The sequence below is a fragment of the Paenibacillus sp. J31P190 genome, assembly GCF_059692075.1.
The window spans coordinates 231,811-254,904 of sequence record NZ_JCAUAS010000001.1 but is presented as its reverse complement, the minus strand read 5'-3'; the positions used below and the strand labels follow the sequence as shown (position 1 = coordinate 254,904).

Annotated in this window: 23 protein-coding genes; 11 read left to right on the top strand and 12 right to left on the bottom strand. The window is 45.3% G+C overall.

Going from position 1 to position 23,094, the window contains the following annotated elements; genetic code table 11:
- Positions 1-55: 55 nt before the first annotated feature.
- From AC58U0_RS01085 to AC58U0_RS01070, 4 genes are all read right to left on the bottom strand, one after another.
- Complete coding sequence (locus AC58U0_RS01085; protein WP_497377151.1) at positions 56-1,426, bottom strand: GerAB/ArcD/ProY family transporter; 1,371 nt, start codon at positions 1,424-1,426, stop codon at positions 56-58.
- 72 nt (positions 1,427-1,498) lie between these two features.
- Positions 1,499-1,729: a hypothetical protein gene (locus tag AC58U0_RS01080; protein WP_497315815.1), complete on the bottom strand. Its 231-nt coding sequence runs from the start codon at positions 1,727-1,729 to the stop codon at positions 1,499-1,501.
- Positions 1,730-1,731: 2 nt separating this feature from the next.
- On the bottom strand, positions 1,732-2,904 hold the full coding sequence (locus AC58U0_RS01075; RefSeq protein WP_497377150.1) for a Ger(x)C family spore germination protein: 1,173 nt from the start codon (positions 2,902-2,904) through the stop codon (positions 1,732-1,734).
- Entirely contained in the window at positions 2,891-4,567 is a 1,677-nt protein-coding gene (locus tag AC58U0_RS01070; protein WP_497377149.1) for a spore germination protein, read from the bottom strand. Before AC58U0_RS01070 ends, AC58U0_RS01075 begins: the two co-directional genes overlap by 14 nt.
- Positions 4,568-4,769: 202 nt before the next feature.
- On the opposite strand from AC58U0_RS01070, the gene cls reads away from it, so the two are divergent.
- Positions 4,770-6,197: a cardiolipin synthase gene (gene cls, locus AC58U0_RS01065; RefSeq protein WP_497377671.1), complete on the top strand. Its 1,428-nt coding sequence runs from the start codon at positions 4,770-4,772 to the stop codon at positions 6,195-6,197.
- A 28-nt stretch (positions 6,198-6,225) separates the two neighbouring features.
- Here the strand turns inward: cls and ligD are convergent, their stop codons facing one another.
- Complete coding sequence (gene ligD, locus AC58U0_RS01060; RefSeq protein WP_497377148.1) at positions 6,226-7,110, bottom strand: non-homologous end-joining DNA ligase; 885 nt, start codon at positions 7,108-7,110, stop codon at positions 6,226-6,228.
- A 414-nt stretch (positions 7,111-7,524) separates the two neighbouring features.
- On the opposite strand from ligD, the gene AC58U0_RS01055 reads away from it, so the two are divergent.
- From AC58U0_RS01055 to mnmH, 6 genes are all read left to right on the top strand, one after another.
- Positions 7,525-9,207, top strand: coding sequence for a hypothetical protein (locus AC58U0_RS01055; protein ID WP_497377147.1), 1,683 nt, complete (start codon positions 7,525-7,527; stop codon positions 9,205-9,207).
- A gap of 156 nt (positions 9,208-9,363) precedes the next feature.
- Positions 9,364-9,930, top strand: coding sequence for a sigma-70 family RNA polymerase sigma factor (locus AC58U0_RS01050; RefSeq protein WP_057304934.1), 567 nt, complete (start codon positions 9,364-9,366; stop codon positions 9,928-9,930).
- A 4-nt stretch (positions 9,931-9,934) separates the two neighbouring features.
- Positions 9,935-10,654, top strand: coding sequence for an anti-sigma factor domain-containing protein (locus AC58U0_RS01045; protein ID WP_497377146.1), 720 nt, complete (start codon positions 9,935-9,937; stop codon positions 10,652-10,654).
- Between the two features lie 82 nt (positions 10,655-10,736).
- The gene (locus AC58U0_RS01040) at positions 10,737-11,705 is read left to right on the top strand and encodes a ring-cleaving dioxygenase (RefSeq protein WP_497377145.1); all 969 of its coding nucleotides are present in this window, start codon (positions 10,737-10,739) and stop codon (positions 11,703-11,705) included.
- Positions 11,706-11,830: 125 nt separating this feature from the next.
- Positions 11,831-12,880, top strand: coding sequence for a selenide, water dikinase SelD (gene selD, locus AC58U0_RS01035; RefSeq protein WP_497377144.1), 1,050 nt, complete (start codon positions 11,831-11,833; stop codon positions 12,878-12,880).
- 15 nt (positions 12,881-12,895) lie between these two features.
- Positions 12,896-13,927 (top strand): tRNA 2-selenouridine(34) synthase MnmH, encoded by a 1,032-nt coding sequence (gene mnmH, locus AC58U0_RS01030; RefSeq protein ID WP_497377143.1) that lies wholly within the window; start codon positions 12,896-12,898, stop codon positions 13,925-13,927.
- A gap of 652 nt (positions 13,928-14,579) precedes the next feature.
- On the opposite strand, the gene AC58U0_RS01025 is transcribed toward mnmH, so the two are convergent.
- Positions 14,580-15,464, bottom strand: coding sequence for a LysR family transcriptional regulator (locus tag AC58U0_RS01025; RefSeq protein WP_497377142.1), 885 nt, complete (start codon positions 15,462-15,464; stop codon positions 14,580-14,582).
- Positions 15,465-15,590: 126 nt separating this feature from the next.
- Here AC58U0_RS01025 and AC58U0_RS01020 point away from each other — a divergent pair, with 126 nt between their 5' ends.
- Entirely contained in the window at positions 15,591-16,868 is a 1,278-nt protein-coding gene (locus tag AC58U0_RS01020; protein WP_497377141.1) for an adenylosuccinate synthase, read from the top strand.
- Positions 16,869-17,121: 253 nt separating this feature from the next.
- Here the strand turns inward: AC58U0_RS01020 and AC58U0_RS01015 are convergent, their stop codons facing one another.
- The 5 genes from AC58U0_RS01015 to AC58U0_RS00995 are packed head-to-tail and all read right to left on the bottom strand — an operon-like array spanning position 17,122 to position 20,094.
- Positions 17,122-17,556, bottom strand: a complete 435-nt coding sequence (locus AC58U0_RS01015) for a protein-tyrosine phosphatase family protein (RefSeq protein WP_497377140.1) — start codon at positions 17,554-17,556, stop codon at positions 17,122-17,124.
- A 12-nt stretch (positions 17,557-17,568) separates the two neighbouring features.
- Positions 17,569-18,042, bottom strand: coding sequence for an ArsI/CadI family heavy metal resistance metalloenzyme (locus tag AC58U0_RS01010; protein WP_497377139.1), 474 nt, complete (start codon positions 18,040-18,042; stop codon positions 17,569-17,571).
- 1 nt (position 18,043) lies between these two features.
- Positions 18,044-18,466: an arsenate reductase (thioredoxin) gene (gene arsC, locus AC58U0_RS01005; protein ID WP_497377138.1), complete on the bottom strand. Its 423-nt coding sequence runs from the start codon at positions 18,464-18,466 to the stop codon at positions 18,044-18,046.
- 24 nt (positions 18,467-18,490) lie between these two features.
- A complete protein-coding gene (locus AC58U0_RS01000; protein WP_497377137.1) occupies positions 18,491-19,783 on the bottom strand; it encodes an arsenic transporter in 1,293 nt (430 codons plus the stop codon).
- A 38-nt stretch (positions 19,784-19,821) separates the two neighbouring features.
- Positions 19,822-20,094 (bottom strand): ArsR/SmtB family transcription factor, encoded by a 273-nt coding sequence (locus tag AC58U0_RS00995; RefSeq protein WP_497377670.1) that lies wholly within the window; start codon positions 20,092-20,094, stop codon positions 19,822-19,824.
- Positions 20,095-20,637: 543 nt separating this feature from the next.
- On the opposite strand from AC58U0_RS00995, the gene AC58U0_RS00990 reads away from it, so the two are divergent.
- Positions 20,638-21,585: an ATP-dependent DNA ligase gene (locus AC58U0_RS00990; RefSeq protein WP_497377136.1), complete on the top strand. Its 948-nt coding sequence runs from the start codon at positions 20,638-20,640 to the stop codon at positions 21,583-21,585.
- Positions 21,586-21,662: 77 nt separating this feature from the next.
- Here AC58U0_RS00990 and ku read toward each other — a convergent pair whose 3' ends face one another.
- On the bottom strand, positions 21,663-22,532 hold the full coding sequence (gene ku, locus AC58U0_RS00985) for a non-homologous end joining protein Ku (RefSeq protein ID WP_497377135.1): 870 nt from the start codon (positions 22,530-22,532) through the stop codon (positions 21,663-21,665).
- A 160-nt stretch (positions 22,533-22,692) separates the two neighbouring features.
- Between ku and AC58U0_RS00980 the strand changes: the two genes are divergently transcribed.
- Entirely contained in the window at positions 22,693-22,878 is a 186-nt protein-coding gene (locus AC58U0_RS00980) for a hypothetical protein (RefSeq protein WP_497377134.1), read from the top strand.
- Positions 22,875-23,057, top strand: a complete 183-nt coding sequence (locus tag AC58U0_RS00975; protein WP_497377133.1) for an H-type small acid-soluble spore protein — start codon at positions 22,875-22,877, stop codon at positions 23,055-23,057. Before AC58U0_RS00980 ends, AC58U0_RS00975 begins: the two co-directional genes overlap by 4 nt.
- Positions 23,058-23,094: the final 37 nt, after the last annotated feature.

Genomic DNA, 23,094 nt, shown 5'->3' with positions numbered 1-23,094 from the left:
GTAACGCACCTCTTTATGAGGGTGCGTTTTTTTTACGCATTTTTTTGCCACAATATCATTTACCGGCTTCTGATTGCTTCGAAAGGTTCACCTCCATATAAGTTGTTAGGACCGTAAGGAATAAACAACAAGCAAAACACATTGCGCAGGCCGTGCTCATGATAGGCTTATACTTGCCGAAGGCAAGTCCGATGACAATGCAGACTGTAGAAAAGACCATTAGGATATTGCCCAGCCATACCCATTGCTTGTAAGAAAATCGCGCAGTGATCTTGGTCATCTGTTCGGGAGGGGCAATATTAGAATTCCCATTGTCTCTGGGATGCACCGCTGGTTGTGGCTGCTTCCGGAGCTTGATCCTCGCGGCAGCGAAGAGGATGCCGATCACGAAAGGCTGATATCCCAGTACGATGAGCGGCATGCTGAAATTCGCGAAGGCGAGCACCTCAGTGATACTTTTGAACGATAGAATCGTCGTAAGCGCCACCAAGAGGGCAACCTGCTTGTTAATGATGGGATAGTTGCGCTCCTTGATGATTGAGCTAATGCCTAAGAGAATCGCCAAATAAATCGCGATCATTTTGCAACCTAGTACGGGTAACCAGATGGTCATGAGAACGATGTCTAGCCGATCGAGGAAATCCGTCACATGGATCACTTGCACCAAATTGTAAGCGGGATATATGAAGTTCGCTGACATTTTGGGTCCCAAAACGGTAAGTACCAAAAAAATAAGAAGCGTGAACAGGCAAATACCGAGCAGGGACCCGTGTCGGATTGCGGAACGGATTTGATTGGCGTTGTACATCATGTGCAGAAAGGCGCCGAGAATGAAAATATCACCCGCGCTTCCGATGGTAAGCAGGTTGCTGAAGGCCAATTGTTTGGACGGCATTGTGAGAACGGGCATAGCGAGCTGAAGATTGAATTCGTTCGATAGCAACAGCGGCATCGACAAAGTCGCGATGACGAAGAGTGGATAGAACATGTCATTGACGCGAGCGACGATTTCAACGCTGCTTCTCCCAAAATAAATCAGATACAAACAGGGTATCAGAACTAAGATTTCCAAGGGTGTGTTATGCAGCAACAACGTGGAATTGTATTTCGACGCGGCAGCCATATCCTGCACGAGAATTTGCCAGAAGTGGAACAAAATCAAGAGATTGACGGCAGTTCCGCCCCAGCGCCCCAGCAAATGTATGGATATTTCGAAAATGTTCAGCTTGGGAAACATCTTCACTAAATATCCGAAAAAGGCTGCAATCACAAATATATAGAAAACAGATAGGATATAGCTGAACCACGCATCCATCTCACTTACTCGAATCAGTACATTTTGCAACGTAAAGATGCCTCCGCTTGTGATGACGGATGAGGCCAGCCATGCCAGCTGTCTCTGGTTGATCACTTGTTTTTTATCCATGAAAGACACCGCCTTTTCAATTGCTGCAAGGGCTGATCACTGAATCATTGAGTTATTGATGCTAATTTGCAATCAAATGCCCATTAAATGACTAAACCAAGGGGAGACCGTGTGGATAAAGAAGCGCGATGGCATCGGAATCGGTATGTGTAAATATTTGGTGATAAAGAGTACGAATGTGACAAAGGTAATTAGCCCATACGTTACCTTTACATTGCCTTTCTGATGCTTAAGTAGCTTGCGGTCTATCAGAAGGCTGGTAATCATAATGAAAAGAAAACTAAGTATAAATATGCTGTTCATCGCTATCTCCCATCTTTGGTCACATTCTGATTGATAAGACCGGTTTCGGTGATGGAGGCTTCCACCTTGATGCGGAATTCAGCTTCTTTAAACACGTCTCGCCACTGTTTTTTTAAACCACTGTTCCACGTATTAGGATGACTCCTCCAAACCATTAAACCCAATTGCGCTGAATCGGTCCCTTCCTTTTGCATTTGCTTAATGGCGGCTTGGACGCATTTCTTCACTTGCTCTGCGAATTTACGCTCCACCTTGTGGATGGCCTCCGGCTTGTTGAGATCTTGTTCGGATAAATCTTCACCAATGACCCCTTTAGCCTCTAGAGTAAGTTGAAAGATGACCTTGTCCCCTTGCAGTATAGGTTTGATTTCGGTATGTCCTTCCTTAACGAGAATGGAGATATCTTTGCCTGATTCGAGCGGAAAGGTGAGAAGATGTTCTCTAACACGGTTTCTCATCCACATGAGTCCACTCGCCTCCTGGTTCTTGTAAATGCCAACCATTCGGTCTCCTTTGAACTGACCATAGCCAACTAGCTGAATTTCTTGAGAGGGCTTCTTAGCTCCTTGGGTTTCCTTGGCTTCGAGGTAACTCAAAATAGGATCACTGTTAAAGCTAAGCGAAATGCCAATATCCTTCGTGGATGTCGCCATCGCGCGGCGCGATTTCGTTATTTCGCGAATGACTTCGGAGGGAAAACGTTCAAACTTGGGCTCCGCATTCAGCAGGTCGTAGCCTTTGCCCTTCGTCACGACGAGAAAGCAGGTCAGCCGGCTCTCCGGCGTGCGCGCCGCATCGTCAAACATGATGCCGATTCCTGCCTTGGCAAGCTTTTCGCCTAGGACGATCGTTCGCCGATGTGATAGAAACAGTCTGCGCGACATTCGCATTTGCAGCTTGCTTGTTGCTTCCCGTATCGTTGTTCCGACTTCTGAATCTATATAGTAACTTTTGCCTCCGCTCGTACCGCCTCCACCCCCGCTGGCGCCGCCCATGGAACCGGGGAGGGGTAACATATAGGTAACGCGATACTTGCCGTCGTCCTCCAGATCAATAGAGGAGGTGAGCACAAAGGCGATATCGTTGGTTTCGGTACGATCCCAACAGCCTGTCAGGAATGTCAGCACGAGGGTGATCATCATCCCAAACACAAAAAGACGCCTACGATGAGTCATTTGATTTGCCCTCCTCACTCGCTTTATGCTCATGCTGAATTCTGCTTCCGTCTACGCCTCCGTCCTCCTTGATTTGCTGAGGCAGCTTGTGATCCATGCGCTGTGTGTCTTGAATCGCCATAAATGCAGGACGTTTCTCCATCGCCCACAAAGGAGAGCGAATCAGCGAATCCTGTAAGTCTCCAGCGGATAACGGTCCTAATGGGGATAAATAAGGCACTCCGAAGGAACGTAAATTCGCCATATGTCCAAATAAAATCATCAAGCAAAAGATAATTCCGTAGAAACCGAATACGGAGGCAACGATTAGAAAAGGAAAACGCAGCATCCGAATGGCGATAGCGCCGTTATAACGCGGGATGGTGAATGAAGCAATCCCAGTAATGGATACGACGATGACAATCGGTGCGGATACGATGCCGGCTTGGACAGCGGCTTGTCCAACAACGAGCGCACCCAAGATGGAGACAGCGGAGCCGACCGCCTTGGGCAATCGAATACCTGCTTCTCGTAAGGCTTCGAATGTAATTTCCATGATTAACGCCTCAACAACGGCAGGGAACGGAATCGCTTCGCGGGCGGCAGCGACACTTAACATCAGTGTTGTCGGTAGTAGTTCATGGTGGTACGTCGTTATAGCTACATACAGAGCAGGTGCCGTGAGCGACAGAAACAAGAAGATGTAACGCAGCAAGCGTAATAGTGTACCGATTTGGTATCGTTCATAATAATCCTCGCTCGCTTGCATAACCTGTATGAATACGAACGGAACGACTAGCGCAAAGGGTGTGCCATCAACGAGGATGGCCACTCGTCCTTGCAGGAGAGCACTGGCAACAACGTCTGGCCGTTCTGTGTATTGGATCTGTGGAAAGGGCGAATACCATTCATCTTGGATGAGTTCTTCGAGCATGCCTGATTCCAAAATGGCATCGATCTTGATTTGCTCAATCCGCTTGACCACTTCCTCAACAAGAGAGGGCATGGCCAAGTCGTCGAGATAGCAGACGACGAGAGCGGTATTGCTCTCTTTACCGACGCTCATGGATTTCATCTTCAATCTAGGCGTCTTTAATTTGCGGCGGATCATAGAGGTGTTCGTGCGAATGCTCTCGACGAACCCTTCTTTCGGTCCGCGCACGACCGTTTCCGTCTCCGGCTCGCCGACGGAGCGCTTATCTGTTCCGCGGATGCCGAGCAGGATGGCTTTCGCGTTGCCTTCCACGAGCAGGGCGGTGTCTCCGCCCAAAACAGAAACGAGCAGGTCTCCGTAATTATCGGAGATTTGTGTCTGAGACACCGGCAGTATCGTACCTGCGATGCGGTCGATTGCTGTTTGGCCACCACCCAGAAGCATTAACGATTTCATCGTTTCGTTGAGCAGTTGGGTGTTTGTTAGTCCATCAACGAAGAGAAGTAGTGCCGGAATGTGCGGTTCGATCTCGAATTCACGTACGACAACATCAGAGCAGTCCTGAAACATGGCTTTAATAAATTCATGATTTTCATGTAGAAGGAGTGATAGTTTAGTTTGCTTAAGCTCTTCGATGAAGTGATAGTCTAACGAATCACTAAGCCCGGATTGCTCATCACTCTCACCCAGCCTGTCCGATGGGCGTTTACGCAGGATACTTTTCATCAATTGTTTGGATGCTTTAACCATGCGAGGGCCCTCCTGCCGCAATCTGGATGAACATTATAGGAATGCGTTTCCTATTTTTCTCGAAATGAAAGGATTTTATTACGAAAGTTGGAAAATTTTATTCAGTCAAGTCCGGACGATAGGATAGGTATAGATGAGAAGCCCTTGGCAAAAGCTATCAGGACAAGAAATTGCGGGGAAATTGGCAGAGGAGTTGGAGCATTTGTTGTGGGTTATCATACTACTACTGCTATTCATCTTTCAGACAGCAACGATTCTGATCGGCGAATATAAACGACCTGCTAAAACGGTAGCCTGGCTGCTCGTTTTGTTTATTTTTCCAATCATTGGATTTATCATGTATTATTTCTTAGCTAAGGAATATACCCAAAGAAAAATGGTTCGGCGCAAAGGTCGTCGTAAAATGGATGAAATTAAACATCAATGGATGTATAAAGAATCGGCTGCGATTGCGAACAATGCGGGGAGTTATCAGTTGTTTGATGAGCCTCGACTTGGTGGACTGCTCCATAACATTCCAGGCTCGCCCATTACTCCAAAGAATCGAGTTGAAGTGTTGACCAACGGGGAAGTCACTTACGAGGCTATGTTAAAGGCAATTGAGCAAGCGAAAAGTCATATCCATTTTGAATTTTATACCATAAGACATGATGAAACTGGTGTGAGATTTCAAGAAGTTCTGATCCGTAAGGCAAGGGAGGGTGTCAAGGTCAGAGTTATTTATGACGGGGTAGGCAGCTATACGCTTTCTACGGCCTACATAAATAAATTTAAGCAAGCTGGGGTTGAGGTGTATCCTTTTTTGCGGCCGCTTATTGCCTTCTTCGATAAACGGATGAACTATCGCAATCATCGGAAAATTATTGTCGTTGATGGTTTGATGGGGTTCGTTGGGGGTATCAATATTGCCGATGAATACTTAGGGAAAGATCCGAAGCTTGGTTTCTGGCGGGATACCCATCTCATGCTGCACGGCGATTCGGTGTATTATTTGCAGCAGACCTTTATGACAGACTGGATGTTCGTTAGCGGGGAGCGATTGTCTGATGAATCGTTATTTCCTGAGCATAATGAACCGCAAGCTTCGTTGGTCCAGGTTATTTCAAGCGGTCCAGATGCCTACTGGGATGCTATTCAGGAGATGTTCTTCGCAGGTATTATGGCAGCTAAGAAGCGAATATATATGACAACGCCATACTTTATTCCGGATCCCAGTATCACTATGGCACTCAAAACAGCGGTAATCAGCGGTGTCGATGTTCGTATTATTCTTCCTTACAAATCCGATTCCAAAATCGTTCAGTACGCATCGCGATCCTATCTGCTTGAGCTGATGCAGGCGGGAGTACAGTTCTATTTATATCGCAAAGGCTTCATGCACGCAAAGGTCATGATCGTTGACCACTTGATGGCTACAGTAGGTACGGCGAACGTGGATATGCGCAGCTTTTTTAGCAACTTTGAATTGAATGCCGTGATGTTTAATAAGGATGAAATTGTGCGCTTAGAGGCTGATTTTTTAATGGATTTGAAGGATAGTGTTGAGCTGAAATTAGCCCAATTTGAGATGAGGTCCCGGATGGAAAAGGGGAAGGAAGTCATTGCCCGATTATTATCCCCTTTATTCTAATGAGGGAGTTCTGTGAAAGGCTGCTACATTATTTTAGACGCTCTAAAATGGCGTTCAAATTTTGTGGAGGGACCTTCTCAATGAGGTCGCCATACGTTCTCAAACGGTTCATCACCGTATGTAAGTTGAAATCTCGGATACTAGGACGCAGCTCTACCTCTTTCCATAACAGGGGGGTGGAGACAGAGGCGTCCTTTTTGGCGCGTGGTGTATAAGGAGCGGATAATGTTTTTCCATACCAGTGCTGCAGGTAGTCTACGTAGATTTTATCACCGCGATTTTTCTTGAACCTTTCGATGGTAAAAAGATTAGGATACTTCTTCACGACAAAGGCGCCAATAAAATGACCGATACGGCGAAGCTCTTCAAATGTGTAACCATGCTGAATAGGGATGTAGATCTGAACACCAGTAGCGCCTGAGGTTTTGGGAATCGACTGAATATGCAGGGAATCCAACACTTCTCCAATGATGTGGGCAGCCTCCATAATACGCGGCTCTTCCTCTAGCGAAGGATCGATATCGATCACCCATTCTGCTGGCAGCGTCTCGCCAATTCGGTGGAAGGAAGGATGAAACTCCAAACAAGCCAAGTTTCCCAACCATATCAGGGTCGGTAACGAGTCTAGATTGATGTAATTAATGCCATCCAGCGGCGCCAGCTTTACGAAGCTAGGTACCGGATCGGGGGCATTTTTTTGATAAAAGGATTTTTCATTATAACCGTTAGGGAAACGAATCGTTGTTAAGTGGCGATTACGGCAATAGCGCAGAAGGAAAGGAGACAACTCGGTTAATTTAGCAAGATAATCGGCCTTGGTAATGCCCATTTCAGGCCATAGAAGCTTGTTCGGGTTCGTAATGGTCAACTCGTGCCCTTCCACGAGCAGTGTTCCTTTGGTTGAGACCGCCATGTGAATCATCCCTCCTGATCTCTTGATTTACATCCGATTATTCCCCGTGGGGAGGGATCTCAAACTTCGAAACTTAATTCTATCAGAAGATAGAACCAGAGGAGAGATAAATACGAGTAACTCATTTTTAGCTGCTGTCAAAGAAAGACGTACTTACTATGGACTGAGGCGGCGCAGGTTGAAAGCGCGGAAAACGCGCTTTCGCTGAGGAGTGAATGAAATAGGCTCCAAAACCGCGCTTAAATGCAGCAAGAACGCGGCGACTTGGGCGTTTGAGGGCTGAGAAGTCGATTTTCGAACTTTCGCATTGCGTATCGTTGCTTAAAAAATCTTTACTTTCCTCACAATTGATAAAACCGCTTGCAGCTCCACATCGTTACCTTAGGTAGAAAATTTAAGGAGGAGTAATCGAGCATGGGTAATTTTAAAAAAGTATTCATATCTTCGCTAGTGTTATTAGGTCTTATGGCGGGAGTGACGGCTCTAGCGGCAGTCGCGGCTGAGCCTCTGAAGGTCAAGTCTGAAACGGATATAGCAGGGGATATTGGTATCCTCCAAGGAGAGGGCAATGGGCTGACGGCTGAATACTTAAACAAGCCAACTACAAGGCTGCAAGCCGCGGTGATGTCCCTAAAGTTAAAAGGATTGGAAGCTGAAGCGTTAGCTTTCACCGGAACTACTAGCTTCAAGGATGCTAGCGGCGTTTCCAAAGAGAATCAAGCGATTCTAAGTTATTTGAAAGCGAACCCAAGTCTAGGCTGGCAGGGAACCGGCGATGATAAATTCGAACCGCTCGCAGGAATTACAGCGCAGCAGTATTATAAGGTTCTGTTGGAATCGCTAGGCTACACACAAGGCACGGATTTCGAGTATGCGAACGTATTTACCTTTGCCGGGAAAAATGGCTTATCGAAGATTGCTAACGTGAAGCAATTCAAAAACTTACATATCGCTACAGCAACCATCGAAGCTCTGAAGGTGCCAATCAAAGGAACTACGAAAACGCTAGGCGCCGATTTGACGGATAAAGGTAAAATCAGTGCAACAAAGTTAGAAGTGTTGGGGAACGCAGAACTCAGCTTGAAGCAAAGCGATACGTTAGGTAGTTATCTAACGGACTCCAAAGGCATGACGCTTTACTATTTTACCAAGGATGCAGCAGATGTTAATTCTTGTGTGGGTCAATGTTTGGCCAACTGGCCGATCTTTAACGGCAATAATTTCACGGTTCCTGCTGAGTTTAGCGCAGCGGATTTCAAAGTGTTCGTACGTGCTGACGGCAAAGAACAACTGACCTATAAGGGCTGGCCTTTATATTACTTCGTCAAGGATCAAAAAGCCGGAGATACCACAGGAGACAACGTTGGTAAGGTCTGGTTCGTTATTAAACCCTCGAACGGCGGCGTGGCGCTAGGCACCAAAACTGATCTAGGCAATTATTTGACAGATGCAAACGGCATGGCGCTTTACTACTATGATAAAGATACGAAGGGCGTCAGCAATTGCTCCGGCAAATGCTTGGAGAAATGGCCGTTATTCTACGCACCTAATATCTCGCCTCCAACAGGAGTTAATTCAGCAGATTTCGGCACTCTCATTCGTGCAGATGGCAAAATGCAAACAACGTACAAAGGTTTCCCTCTGTACTATTGGGTAGATGATAAGAAAATGGGCGATACGTTAGGCCAGGATGTTGGTAAAGTCTGGTACGTGATTGATCCTGCGAAATTCAGTGGCACCAAGGCGACGAATACATCTGTAAAAACAAGTAAATCCGACGCTCTTGGCACGTATTTGGTGGATGCAAACGGCATGGCTTTGTACTTGTTCACAAAAGATAAAGCGGACCCTAACTCCTGCGTAGGCCAATGTTTGGTTAACTGGCCGATCTTCTATGATGCGAACCTTACGGTTTCCTCGGATCTAACTAGCAGCGATTTTGGTACCCTTACTCGGAACGATGGCACGAAACAAAGCACGTACAAAGGCTGGCCGCTTTACTACTGGATCAAGGATCACAATCCCGGTGATACAACCGGACAAAATGTAGGAAAAGTCTGGTTCGTCCTCGACCCGGCTCAAACCACAGCTAGATAACTACTAGTCGACCCTGTAGGTTTATTGCGCTCCAACATGCTGGCAGATTCAGCGGCGTTGGGGCGCTATTTTTCTATAAAGCTATTGCCAAGAAGTCTAGCTGGCGATAATGTAGAAAGATAATAAACTTCATTTCGACTCGGGGTGTACCGAATTATGCGAAATCGAACAGATGGTGAGCTCATGAAGCTGGTGATGGCTAAGCACCATCCTGCCTTAGAAGAGCTTTACGATCGCTATGCGAAGCTGGTGTATTCATTTGCGCTGAAATCCATGAAGGAAGAGCAAGCGGCCAGAGAGATTGTCCAGCTTGTTTTCACACGTCTTTGGACCACAGAAAAGGGCTTTGACGCAAGCAAAGGTGCATTCGTCAACTGGGTGATCACGGTTACCCGCAATATCACGATAGATTGCTTGCGCAAGAAGCGGAGACTCGATCAAGTGATCCAATTTGAGCCCAGAGAGTGGGAACATACGCTTATTTCGAGCGATCCTGATCCAGAATCGGTCATGTCACGTAAGTGGATAGGAGAGCAAATTCAAGAGGCTTATGTGCATTTGTCGGATAGCCAAATACAATTGATCGACATGATGTACTGGCAAGGCTATTCTCTAAGCGAAATTGCGACTCAAACGAATGAGCCGCTTGGTACGATAAAAAGCCGATTGCACCAAGGGTTGAAGATACTTCGGAAGCATCTGACATCACTGAGGGAGGGATGACGTAATGAAAGAACAGGAGACTGTGGAATGCAGTTATCTTGTCAATTATTTGACAGGCGACTGCACAGAGTGGGAACGCGCTGCTTTCGAACGGCATCTGCGAACTTGTGTCACATGTCGGGAAGAATTAAGCGAGCTGCAGGAGGTCTGGCAGGCACTTCCTTTTGAGATGGAGGAAGTAGAAGTCCCCTCGGATTTGAAGCAACAGGTTATGCAGTCTATTATCCCGACTGAACTGAAGGATAAAAAGAAGAAAAAACATTCGTTCAAATGGGTTTATGGTGGGGCTGCAGCCATTATTTTAGGCCTCGTTGTAGGCGTATGGTGGAACAATCAACAACCCAAAAACTTTTCAGCCAACCCCTCATTAAATCAACCTGCGGAAATCGTTCATACGTTCCAATTGAAATCCGTTGAAAGTACAATGCCAACAGCCTCTGGCACAGCTTATGTACTGCAAAATGGCGATATCCACAATGTGGTCATTAATTTGCAAGGCCTTAAGGAGACGCAAGGGGATTGGGCCTATCAGGTTTGGTATAACCGAAGCGGGAAGCGATACAATTGCGGGACGCTCCGTGTAGACGAGAAGGGTACTGGTGTGCTGACCTACAGTATCCCTGTGAAGGTGAAGGATTTCCAAATCGATTCCTTTGGCGTTACGTTAGAGCCAGATCCGAATGGTTTGCAGCCGCGCGGGAAGAAGATACTGGGTACATCATAGCTCATACTACGAGTAGGTTAAGGTTAAACTACCAGTTGTGTTGGATCAGAGGTCTGAGCATGTTTAGAGAGGACGGATAGATTTGAACGTAAAAGGTATTCATCATGTAACCGCGATGACAGGGGACGCAGCAGCGAACTTCCAGTTCTACACCGAGGTGCTTGGCATGCGGCTTGTCAAAAAAACAGTCAATCAAGACGATACAACGGCTTATCATTTGTTTTATGGAGATGAAAAGGGGAATCCGGGAACAGAGCTTACTTTCTTTGATTTTCCCGGGGTTGGACCTAATGCTGCAGGGGTAAGCAGTATCTCAGGTACATCTCTTCGTGTTGCGAATGACGACGCGCTTTCGTATTGGATAGAGCGATTCAAGGAACATGGTGTGAAGTACTCCCCAGTGGAGGATTTTGCGGGACGCAAAGTCATTTTTTTCGAGGATCCGGAAGGTCAGCAGCTAGCCATCGTTTCCGATGAAAATAATACAGGTGTTAAGGGCGGGAAGCCGTGGGAAAAAAGTGCGGTTCCCGTTTCGTATGGCATCACCGGACTAGGCCCAGTGAAGCTTACCGTCCGAAAGCCGGAATCCACACTGGCAGCGCTTCGCTTACTAGGCTTCACGGAGAAAGAACGCATTCCCGCGCTGGCTAAAGGAGAAGAAGATATCATTGTCATGCAAGTAGGCGAAGGTGGGTCAGGGGCCGAAGTCCAGATCGAGCCGCGCAGCGATCTGCCGGTTTCACGTCAAGGCGGCGGCGGCGTTCATCACGTTGCTTTCCGTATTGAAGACAAGGAAGAACTGCTGGCTTGGGCTGAAATTCTTAACAAAGCAGGATTGCCTAACTCAGGTTTCGTAGATCGATTTTATTTCCGATCCTTATACTTCCGCGAGCCGAATGGCATTCTCTTTGAACTAGCGACCGATGGTCCGGGCTTTGCTACGGATGAACCCCTTGAGACGCTAGGCGAATCACTTTCCCTCCCGCCATTCTTAGAAAACCAACGTGTTTCCATTGAAGCAAACTTGAAGTCGCTGCATACGAAACGTTGATGACCAAAAACGAACATTCTGCTCTGTGATTCAGCTCACGGATTTGAGATGTTCGTTTTTATTTTTGTGATCAATCAGTTATCATTGATACATACATAGTGTGGAAATGAAGGGATTGAAGCCAAATGACGACTGGGGATAAAATCAAACTAACCTCCTACTCCACAAAAGGTGGATGCGGATGCAAAATCGGTCCGGGAGATCTTTCTCAAGTGATAAAATCTTTGCCGCCTACAGTTGCTAACCCAAATCTTCTGGTCGGGATAGATACTAGCGATGATGCAGGTGTTTATAAACTAAGTGAAGAGCTAGCGCTCGTTCAAACCGTAGATTTCTTCACTCCGATCGTTGACGATCCCTATTCATTCGGACAAGTAGCTGCGGCGAATGCCATCAGTGATATTTATGCGATGGGCGGTAAGCCATTAACGGCATTAAACATTGTGGCTTTTCCGATTAAAACGCTTCCCAAGCAAGTGCTTGCCGATATTTTGCGCGGTGCTGGGGATAAAATGCTAGAGGCAGGAATTACACTAGTAGGTGGTCATTCCATCGATGACAACGAGCCGAAGTTTGGACTCGCCGTCACGGGATTGGTGCACCCAGGGAAAATTCGCACCAATGCAGGAGCTAAGCCCGGAGATAAATTAATCTTAACGAAGCCGATTGGCGTGGGTATTTTGACGACCTCGATCAAAAAGGATCGACTAAGTGAAGAAGAAATTCAGCGAGTCACACAGGTGATGGCAACGCTGAATAAGACGGCTGCGGAAACGATGGAGCCTTATAACGTTCATGCCTGCACAGATGTGACGGGCTTTGGTTTAATGGGACATTCACTGGAAATGGCCAAAGGCAGCGGCGTGGGTATTCGCATAACTGCGCAAGATGTACCTGTATTGCCGCGGGTCCGAGAGCTTGCCGAAGAGGGCTTTGTTCCTGGAGGCACTAAGAACAACTTTGCTCATGTTCAGGAATCGATCACATTTGCTGAATCGTTGGATCAAATTGGCCAATGGATTTTGTGCGACGCGGTCACCTCAGGTGGTCTCCTCATCTCTGTTGATGGAGAAGAGGCTGCTGAATTACTTAGCAAACTGAAGGATGCTGGCGTAGAAGCGAGCTTGATTGGCGAAGTCACGGCAGAACATCCCGGACGCATTGTTGTACTTTAAAGGAGCGAAAATCCATTGTTTCAAGACATCACCATCGAAGAATTACTAACCCTGCAAAATAAAAAAGAGATCGTTTCGATCGATGTCCGTTCCGCTTCGGAATTTGAGGATGGCACATTCCCCGGCAGCTTGAATATACCCATATTTGAGGATGCAGAGCGTGCCGAGATCGGTACCCTTTATAAGCAAGTGAGCGTGCAAGCAGCTAAGGATAGAGGGCTTGAGATCGTTTCTGCGAAGCTTCCCGCTTTTGTGAAGTCTTTCGAGCAAATCAAGGAACCAAAGGTCGTTTTCTGCTGGCGCGGCGGAATGAGAAGTAAAACAACAGCAACAGTTTTGTCGCTGATGGGCATTCGGGTTTACCGTTTGACAGGAGGTATTCGGGCCTATCGGAAGTGGGTTGTGAGTACACTAGAGCAGCTGGGAGATTTCAAGCCCCCTGCCCACGTTATTCTGGGAAACACGGGAACCGGGAAAACAGCTATTTTGCGCAGCCTTCAGGAAGAGGGCTTTCCTGTCTTGGATTTTGAAGGGATGGCCGGACATAGAGGCTCCATTTTTGGCGAAATTGGTTTGAAATCGCATAACCAAAAGACATTTGAATCCTTACTCGTCGGGCAACTACTGAAGCTTGAATCAGCGCCTTACGTTTTAATAGAGGGAGAAAGCAAGCGAATAGGCAAAGTCGTTCTTCCCGAGTTTATCGTTCAAAAAAAAGAAGCTGCCACGCAGATTTTTATCGAAATGCCCATCGAAGAACGTGTTCAGCATATTATCGAGGATTACAGACCTTTCGAAAATCAGCCGGATATTTTGCTTGCGTTTAAGCATATCAAAAACCGCATCCATACACCGATTGCCAAAGAAATTGAGACAAATCTTCAAGAACAGCACTATGAGAACGCCGTCAGGCTGCTTCTGATGCAATATTATGACCCGCGCTATGAGCATGCGATGAAGCAATATGAACAAGACAGAGTCGTTATCAAAGCTGAAAATAGGAGAGAAGCTGTAGATGCAGTGAAGAACTATTTGTCGGAGCTGTAGAAGACGGCTATGGTTGAAAAAGAGGGGCTGTCTCAAAAGCCAATTTATGATTTTCGAGCACCCACTAAGAGTCAAATTTCATAAATAAAAGAAGCTCCATCTCGCACTGTACTAGTGGAATTGTAGGTTCTTTCGTGCAATATTTGAGACGTTCTCTATCATGCGAATACTTTTGAGACAGCCACATTTTCCATACTCGGGAGTGAATCCATACCCCCAAGTCTGCGCTTGGGGACCCGTTTAACGCGGTTTGATACGGACAATAGGGCAACTGAAGCTGCTTATTTGTTCGAATAGCTCTTGTTATGGATACTTAAGCAAGCTATGTTTGCTTATTGATCGGTAATGCGCCCAGAATGTCATGTTTTTGCAGAACATTAGCACGATCTGTGGTCTTATCTCATGAGATACCTCGATAGTTAGAAGGAATTAGCACACCTAACTTGCCTATTCATTTCTATCGCAATGTAGATATTTTAAATGACCTAGCCGCAGTCTAGGTTTGTAATCGAGATAGATATGGATATGTTTTCACATGCCAAATCGGCTATAAAGAACCTCCATCTCCCACTGTGCTAGTGGAATTGGAGGTTCCTTTGCGTAAAATTCGGGACGTTCTCAATCATGCGAACACTTTTGAGACAGCCCCTTTTTACATTTGTCTTAAAGTATCATACACATGGGTGGCAGCAGTAGATAGGGGTGTACTCTTTAATTTAATAATACCTACTTTTCTGGCAGGGATAGGAGTTGTTAATTGAATTTCATACAACGATTCGTCCAATAACTCTTGATTGACAAATTCTTTGATTCCGCAAGCTATACCGAAGCCATTTCTAGCAAATTCAATAAGTAAATCAACACTGCCAAGCTCAATCTCTGGCTTCATGGACAAACCGTGTCCTTCAGCAAAATGATCTAAGTAGGCGCGGGTGCTGCTCCCTTTCTCAAGCAGGATAATCGGATGCTCGAGCAACTTCATGAGAGAAATGGGGGTCTCTGTAAGATGCTTGTACGCTTCTCCTGTTAAGAAACAGTCATGTATGACAATGCTTTCTTGAATGGAGATATGAGGGTCAGAAATAGGGAGATTGACGATGCCTAGATCAATTTTCCCCTCTTTTAGCAGTGTAATCGTCTCCGTTGTGGTTCTGTTCGTTACTTGTATCTTCACTTTGGGGAATGCTTCGTGAAATTGCTTAAGATGCGGCAAAAGAAAATGTTTACAGAGCGTATCACCAGCTCCAATTTTCACCTCTCCGTGCGTAAGTTGATGCATCTCGGTAATCTTTCTTTCACCATTAAGAATAAAGTGATAAGCCTGCTCTATATAGGTGAAAAGCTCGCGACCCTCCGTTGTTAATGTCACTCCTCGAGATGTGCGGAAAAATAATTGCCCGCCCAGTTTTGCCTCTAACTGTTTAATCGAATGCGTAACAGCTGGTTGTGTAACAAATAGTTCATCAGCTGCCTTGGATAGACTACCCGCTTTTGCCGTGATATAGAAGACTTGATATAGCTCCATATTGTGAATCATCGTTCGTTCATCTCCCTAATATCAATACGGTTAATATTAAGTATTAGTAATATTAATTTTTTTAATGAGAATATTGTCATTATACTTAGTTGTATGGAGTTATTTCAATGGGAGGGTGATCTTAAGATGACTGTTACAGCTATTGTGGGAGCGAATTGGGGCGACGAGGGCAAGGGGAAATTAACAGATGTGCTTGCCGTCCATTCCCAATTTGTAGTTAGGTACCAAGGTGGGAGCAATGCAGGGCATACGATTATTAACGACTATGGCAAATTCGCGCTGCATATGCTGCCTTCGGGAGTGTTCTATCCTGGAACCACGAATGTTATAGGGCCTGGTGTCGCCTTAAATATGAGTAAGCTCCAAAGTGAATATCAGGAATTAGTGAAGCGAGGCGTACCTGAGCCTAAGTTATGTATTTCTGAACGCGCGCAAGTCGTGCTTCCTTATCACATTCATTTCGATGAGTTGGAGGAGGAACGTTTAGGGGACAGGAAGTTTGGGTCCACCAAGCAAGGAATTTCGCCATTCTATGCGGATAAATATGCGAAGCTTGGCATACAAGTATCCGAATTATTTGATGAAAGTCATTTAAGATCAAAGTTAACTAGGGCATTGGAGTCCAAAAATATACTTCTCACTCATTTATATAAAAAGACTCCTCTGGATGTAGATCAGCTTGTTGATGAAGTGCAGCAGCAAGCGGCATTCATTCAGCCATTTGTGTGCAATACGACAACATTGCTGCAAGAAGCATTAGCAAAAGGACAATCGGTATTGGTTGAGGGACAATTAGGAGCGTTACGAGATCCTGACCATGGTATTTATCCGTATACGACATCTTCATCCACATTGGCTGGATACGCTGCTGTTGGGGCAGGAGTTCCTCCCTATGCCATCAAGAAAGTTGTCGCTGTAACGAAGGCTTATTCAAGCTGTGTCGGCCAAGGGCCATTTGTGTCAGAGATTCATGCCGAGGGTGCCCATGAGTTACGTACGCGTGGCGGGGATGCGGGAGAATTTGGTGCAACAACCGGCAGGCCAAGGCGCGTAGGATGGTTCGATGCCGTTGCGACCAAGTATGGCTGTGGGCTGCAGGGCGCAACCGAGGTTGCCCTAACCAATCTAGATGTGCTGGGCTATCTGGAGGAGATTCCAATATGTAACGCTTATCGTATTCAAAATGAGATGAGCATGGATTTCCCGCATACTTCACAATTACAGCAAGCAGAGCCAGTCTATGAAAAGCTGCCGGGTTGGAAGTGTGACATTTCACATATTCGTACGTTTAATGATCTCCCATTTGAAGCTCAAAATTATGTGCTTCACATTGAGAAATTGATTGGTGTGCCTATTCGTTGGGTCTCCATTGGACCGAAACGCGAGCAAATTATTGAAAGATAGAAACTGTTGATTCATTCATTATGGCTCCTCACAACTGGTATTATAAAACTCCAAAGTTCGATTATAGAGTCATTCAGCTTTTGGATTCATTCATCAGGCAACCTCAAATGAGTAAATTTGACGTTGGTTTCCGATTTAAGAGATGTAGAACTAGATTGGATGAATGAATCGACGATCTAAGAGAAATAGCGTTAAGAAATAGCAAAAAACTAGGTCTCTAAGCAAAATTGCTCAGGGGTCTAGTTTTTATGGTTTATTTATTAAATAATTTCTCAAGAGCCTCACGTTGAGGTGCTCTAACATTCACGACAGGGCGAATGCTTTGAGCTATTTTCTCCGCTTCTTCGATGGTCTGGCTTTTGCCCAATGAGATCAAAGTGCCGATGGCTACAGCTCCGGTACGACCTTTGCCTCCGCCACAGTGAAAGCCAACCTTTTTACCACTGTTATAAGCCTCTACAACGTGATCGATTGCTTGCTGAAAGAGCTGATCCTGTGGTACTTCGGCGTTGTCTCCAAGGGGGACCTGAATCCATTCGACGTTACCGGCTGGGAAAGCACACTCCGTGGCTTCTCCGCGTAGATCAACAATCACTTCAACGTTCTCGTTCTTGACCATGTCCTCAACGTCAGAGGCACCGCCAAAGAAGATTTTATCTTCGATTAAGGCTTGATAATTTTTCGGCATGATATGCCCTCCTTATTTTTTCTTAAATGGCATGAATTCTATAGTTGCCTTTACAGGTGCGGACGGTGGTGAACAGCATAATGAGGCATCCAAAGGCTCTCCCGCGGATTCAAATTCGGAATCTTCCTTGGTATAAAAGATTTCCCAAGCGTTTCCGTCGGGATCATACACCCAAACCTTATCTTGAACGGCATAACAGCAGGTTGTGTTCATTTCGTCGGTTAGAAGAAGGCCGCTTTGTCTCAAACGCTCACCCATTTGGAGGACTTCTTCCGTGTTATCCACTTGGAATCCCAAATGATTGAGAATGCCGTTTTTCTCGAACGGTCTGACATTCAAAGAGAAGTGAAGAGCAGGACTATCGAGCTCGAATTTCGCGTAGTTGTCTTTGACTTTCGTCGGCTCAGCGCCGAAGAAAGCGCGGTAAAAATCTAACGACTTGTGAAGATCGGAACAATTGACCGCGACGTGCATTCTTTTGATCATCTTAGTTACCTTCTTTTACGAACTGCGTAATCCGAGCTTTAATGGCGTCGCGAACCTCGCGGAATTTGGCTGTAATTTCTTCTTCAGTTCCCGTTGCTTTGGCCGGGTCATCGAAGCCCCAGTGCCATCTTTCTGCTTTATCATTACGCACAACTGGGCAATTGTCATTGGCATGACCGCACAATGTAATGATGTAATCCGCTTGACTCAAAATTTCAGGGTCAATCACATCAGAGGTATGAGTAGAGATATCAATGCCATCCTCTTTCATCGTGGCAACCGCTCTTGGGTTTAGACCGTGGGCCTCCAGACCGGCACTTTTCACTTCATATTTGTCACTGCCCAAAGCTTTCAAATAACCATCTGCGATTTGACTTCGGCAAGAATTTCCCGTGCATAGAAAATATACGATTTTTTTGTCCATAGTGAACATCTCCTTAAAGGTTGATTATGAAACTACGTTTAACCATAGGTACAGACCAATTAATGTGATTAACAAAGTTGGGATCGTAAGGATGATGCCTATTTTAAAATAGTACCCCCAGGTGATTTTCACACCTTTTTTGGATAGGACATGGAGCCATAATAAAGTCGCGAGCGAGCCTATTGGTGTAATTTTAGGCCCTAAATCGGAGCCTATGACATTGGCATAGATGAGAGCTTCACGAATAATTCCCTCTGTTTGAGTGCCCTTGATCGCTAGTGCATCAATCATAACCGTCGGCATGTTATTCATAACCGAGGAAAGGATAGCAGCCAGGAAGCCCATCCCTATGGTGGCAGCGAACAAGCCTTGTCTTGAAATGGTGTCAATTAGTTCTCCAAGAGCATTGGTTAAGCCAGCATTCTTTAATCCATAAACAACTACGTACATGCCGATTGAAAAAATGACGACAGCCCATGGCGCATCTTTGATGATTTTTTTGGTTTCGATCACCTTGCTCGATCGGGCAATCAGAATGAAGTTAAGTGCAGCGACCCCGGCTATAATGGAAACAGGAATTTTAATAAAACCACTGATTAGGTAAGCAGCTAATAGGATCCCAAGAATGACCCAAGATAATCGAAATAGCTGAATATCCTTAATCGCTTCAGAAGGACGCTTAAGCTGAGTGATATCGTAGTTTTGAGGAATGTCTTTTCTAAAATACAGGAATAGCACAAGCAAACTGGCAGCTAATGAGATTAGACTTGTAATAAACATTCGGCTAGCATAAGTGACAAAATCAATACCGAAAAAGTCAGCCGATACGATGTTCACCAAGTTGCTCACAACGAAAGGAAAGGATGTCGTATCTGCAATAAAACCACTGGCCATAATAAACGGCAGAATCATTTTATCTGGAAATTTTAAGGCACGAACCATAGCTAGAACAATTGGCGTTAGAATTAGCGCGGCGCCATCATTGGAGAATAGTGCAGCAACAGCGGCCCCGAGCAGGATGACATAGACGAACATAACTTTCCCGTTCCCTTTGGCAATTCGTGCCATATGAAGGGCAGACCATTCAAAGAATCCAATGTTGTCCAAGATGAGGGAGATCAGAATAATGGCGACAAAAGTCAAAGTCGCATTCCAAACAATGCCAGTCACAGTGACAACATCATTCAGAGAAACAACCTGAAAGAGCAGCGCAAGAATGGCACCTGCGGATGCGGACCACCCTATATTCAGCCCTTTAGGCTGCCAAATGACGAAGGTCAGCGTAAGTAAAAAGATGATGACTGCTAAGTAAACCATACGTTCTTCTTAAACCTCCTAAATAATAAGCTCATCTGCTAGTCGCAGCAATCGAGCTGCTCGCAAGACATGAGATCTACCTTTTCTTTTTGAGAAGGCAAATGTTGAAATAATTCGTGCAAGTAAGGCTTATCGTCAATGTTTAACGAGTAATATACCCATTGTCCTTTCTTGGCTTCCTTAACCAAGCCGCCATCCTTCAATTTCCGCATATGCTGGCTCACATTAGGCTGACTGGTATTCATGATTTCCACGATTTCGCACACGCAAAGCTCACGTTCCTTAAGAAGCGAAAGAATCGTGAGTCGCATTTTATCCCCTAGCAGCTTGCAAACGTCCGCGACTTTTTCTATTTCAACCAAAGCTGCACGCTCCTTCGTAAGGTGTAAAGTACAAGAAATTTCTTTATTATTTTCTCAATTACCTATTCAGTTGTCAATGCTTATATAATTATTTAATTATATGTTGAATGAGTGTTTGCTTTTTATTTTAAGGAAGAAGGATGATTAGGATGCTTGTGAGTCTAGCTTTTAACGGCTTATTATGAGCGAAAGTTGTACAGTGTACAACAATTTCTTTCGTTTCCTTCTCATCAAGCTGTAGGTGTTGTACTTTGTACAACAATTTAGCCATATTTCATGATATGAGGCTATTAATGGCAGTAAATGGTGTATTTTCTGCAACAATTCTGAATATAACGCGGAATTGCTTGCTTATTGTTATACAAAGTACAACATGTTTGGGGCAAACTTGGCTTAAGCAAACATTGATCGCCTTGGCAGCTAGTATTTTTGGTTTGTTCTATTTCAATAATGGCAACAATGAAAAGAACATATCATACATGGGAGAACCACATGGAACTTAAGCCCGTATTTCCTTTCGAGCCGATCAGCACGGAAACGATTCCAACATCCGATAATTGGGTGGCACAAATCAAGTGGGACGGCGTCAGAATGCTAACCTATTTTGATGGAAAAGATGTTCGTTTAGTGAATCGCAGATGTAATGACCGAACCAAACAGTACCCCGAGCTGCTAGAAATAAAAACATATTGTTCGGCTTCTTCCGTTATCTTAGACGGGGAAATCATAGCATTTGATCAAAAGAAGCCTGCCTTTCACGAGATTATGAAGAGGGAATCTTTACGAAAAAGCCAAAGCATAGATAGAGCGGTCACGCAGACGCCCATTACTTATATGATTTTTGATATCCTCATGTACAATGACAAGTGGGTCTTGGATAAGCCATTATCAGTGAGACAGAAGATACTCCATGAAGTGATTACTCCCTTGCCCCAATTTCAACTTACACAAAACATTGCGGACGGAAACAAACTCTTCGATGTTATGAAGGAGCACGGCATGGAGGGGGTTGTATGCAAGGATCTCAACAGTACTTATGCCATTGGGGGAAAAGACAGCCGATGGATGAAGAAGAAGATTTTCCGCGACCTATTTGCTGTGATTGGCGGGGTAACGACTAGGGCGGGTGTTGTCAATGCGATAATGCTTGGGTTATACGACAAAGATGGCCGTTTTATTTATATAGGTCACGCCGGCACTGGGAAATTAAGTAGGGAAGATTGGCGTCAATTGACGAAGATCGTTGAACCGATGACGAGGTCACAAAAGCCATTTATTAACGAGCCTGAACGGAGCAAAGAAGCCATTTGGATTGAACCCAAGTTAACGGCGAAAATCCAATTTCTTGAATGGACTCCCCACGGGACGATGAGGCATCCCAGCATTCAAGCCTTTGTTCAAATGGATATAGCGGATTGCACCTTTGCACAGAATATGTAGATGCTATAACAGAACAAAGCAAAAGCGCTAAACCTTGAATATCAAGAATCAGCGCTTTATTTGCGTCCTACTCACATTCACGTTACCGGTTCTTTGACTTTTTTGGCTCTCGGTTTCGCTTTCGGCTTCTTGACCTCAGTGACACTGGCGTCCTCACCTAATGCTACTTTTCCATCAGTCGGTTTCGTGGCGTCAAGGCTCGCTTGCAGCGCGGCCATGAGATCAATAACGCTCGTTTTCTGCAGTGTAGGGGCAGCTTGTACTTCTTCTCCAGCAACTTTATGCTCGATGGCTTCGAGCAAGCGGCCGCGATATTCATCTTTATACTTTTCAGGTTCAAAAGGTGTCGATAGCTGGCTGATGAGCATCTTCGCCATTTCCATTTCACGCTCGTTCACGGTGACTTTCTCGGGAAGGTTGGGAACTTGAGAAATCGGACGAATCTCATCCGGGTAAAAGATAGTTTCCATAGCGAGGCAGTTCTCAATAACTCGAATGGCGGCTAGTGAGCTCTTGGAGCGGATCGAGACTTTGGCGATGCCGATTTTGCCGGTTTGACGCATGGAATCCAGCAGCAAATGATAGGCACCAGACCCTGTATCTCCAGGTCCAAGATAGTAAGTCTTTTGAAAATAAACCGGATCAATATCTGTCAAGTTGACGAAATCCAGAATTTTAATCTCTTTATTCGCTTCGCCTGAGATATTTTCCAATTCATCCTTCTCAAAAATAACGAAACGTCCAGGTTCATACTCATATCCCTTGGAAATTTCCTCCCACTCTACTTCCTTCTCACAAGTCTGGCATTTACGTACATAGGAGAGTGGTGTAATACAAGTTTTATGTATATAACGCATCGAGATATCTTTATCTTCCGTAGCCGAAAACATTTTCACAGGCACATGAACAAGTCCGAAGCTAATAGCACCTTTCCAAACTGTATGCATCTCGTGATTCCTCCTGGGTAATCGTGATTGTACTAGTATTCTCTTGATTTAATTCCTTTATACGGTAGGGATTTAAGAGAATGGATTACCTCGATAGTGGGTACTTTAAAAGCGAAAGTTGATCAACATGAGCTAATCTAAAGCTAAGGAGGGATTACGGATGGCACAAGATTCAAATGAATTCCAAGATACGATCAATGAAGGCAAAGATGATCATTTCATGGACATTGATCGCATGATTAATGAAGGCTTGGGAGGCGGTAACGTCACCATGCACAATGGATTAATCGAATCCACGACAACGGATACGATGGATCATCCGGAATCCGTATTGGATGAGCCATGAACATTCATCGCGCTCAAGAAATTTTAGCCGCAGATGAGAAGATTCACGTCGAGCTAAACGGCCTTCCTGTCTGGATCGACAGTGTGGATTCTGGCAAAGCAGTTGCCAAAGTTCATGCGGAAGAAAACCCGGCTGATTCTCGGGTCGTGGCGGTTCAAGAGTTAGAAGAGGTCCATTAGTGGACGTGAAAGAACAGCAAAGCCTGCTCCGAGTCAT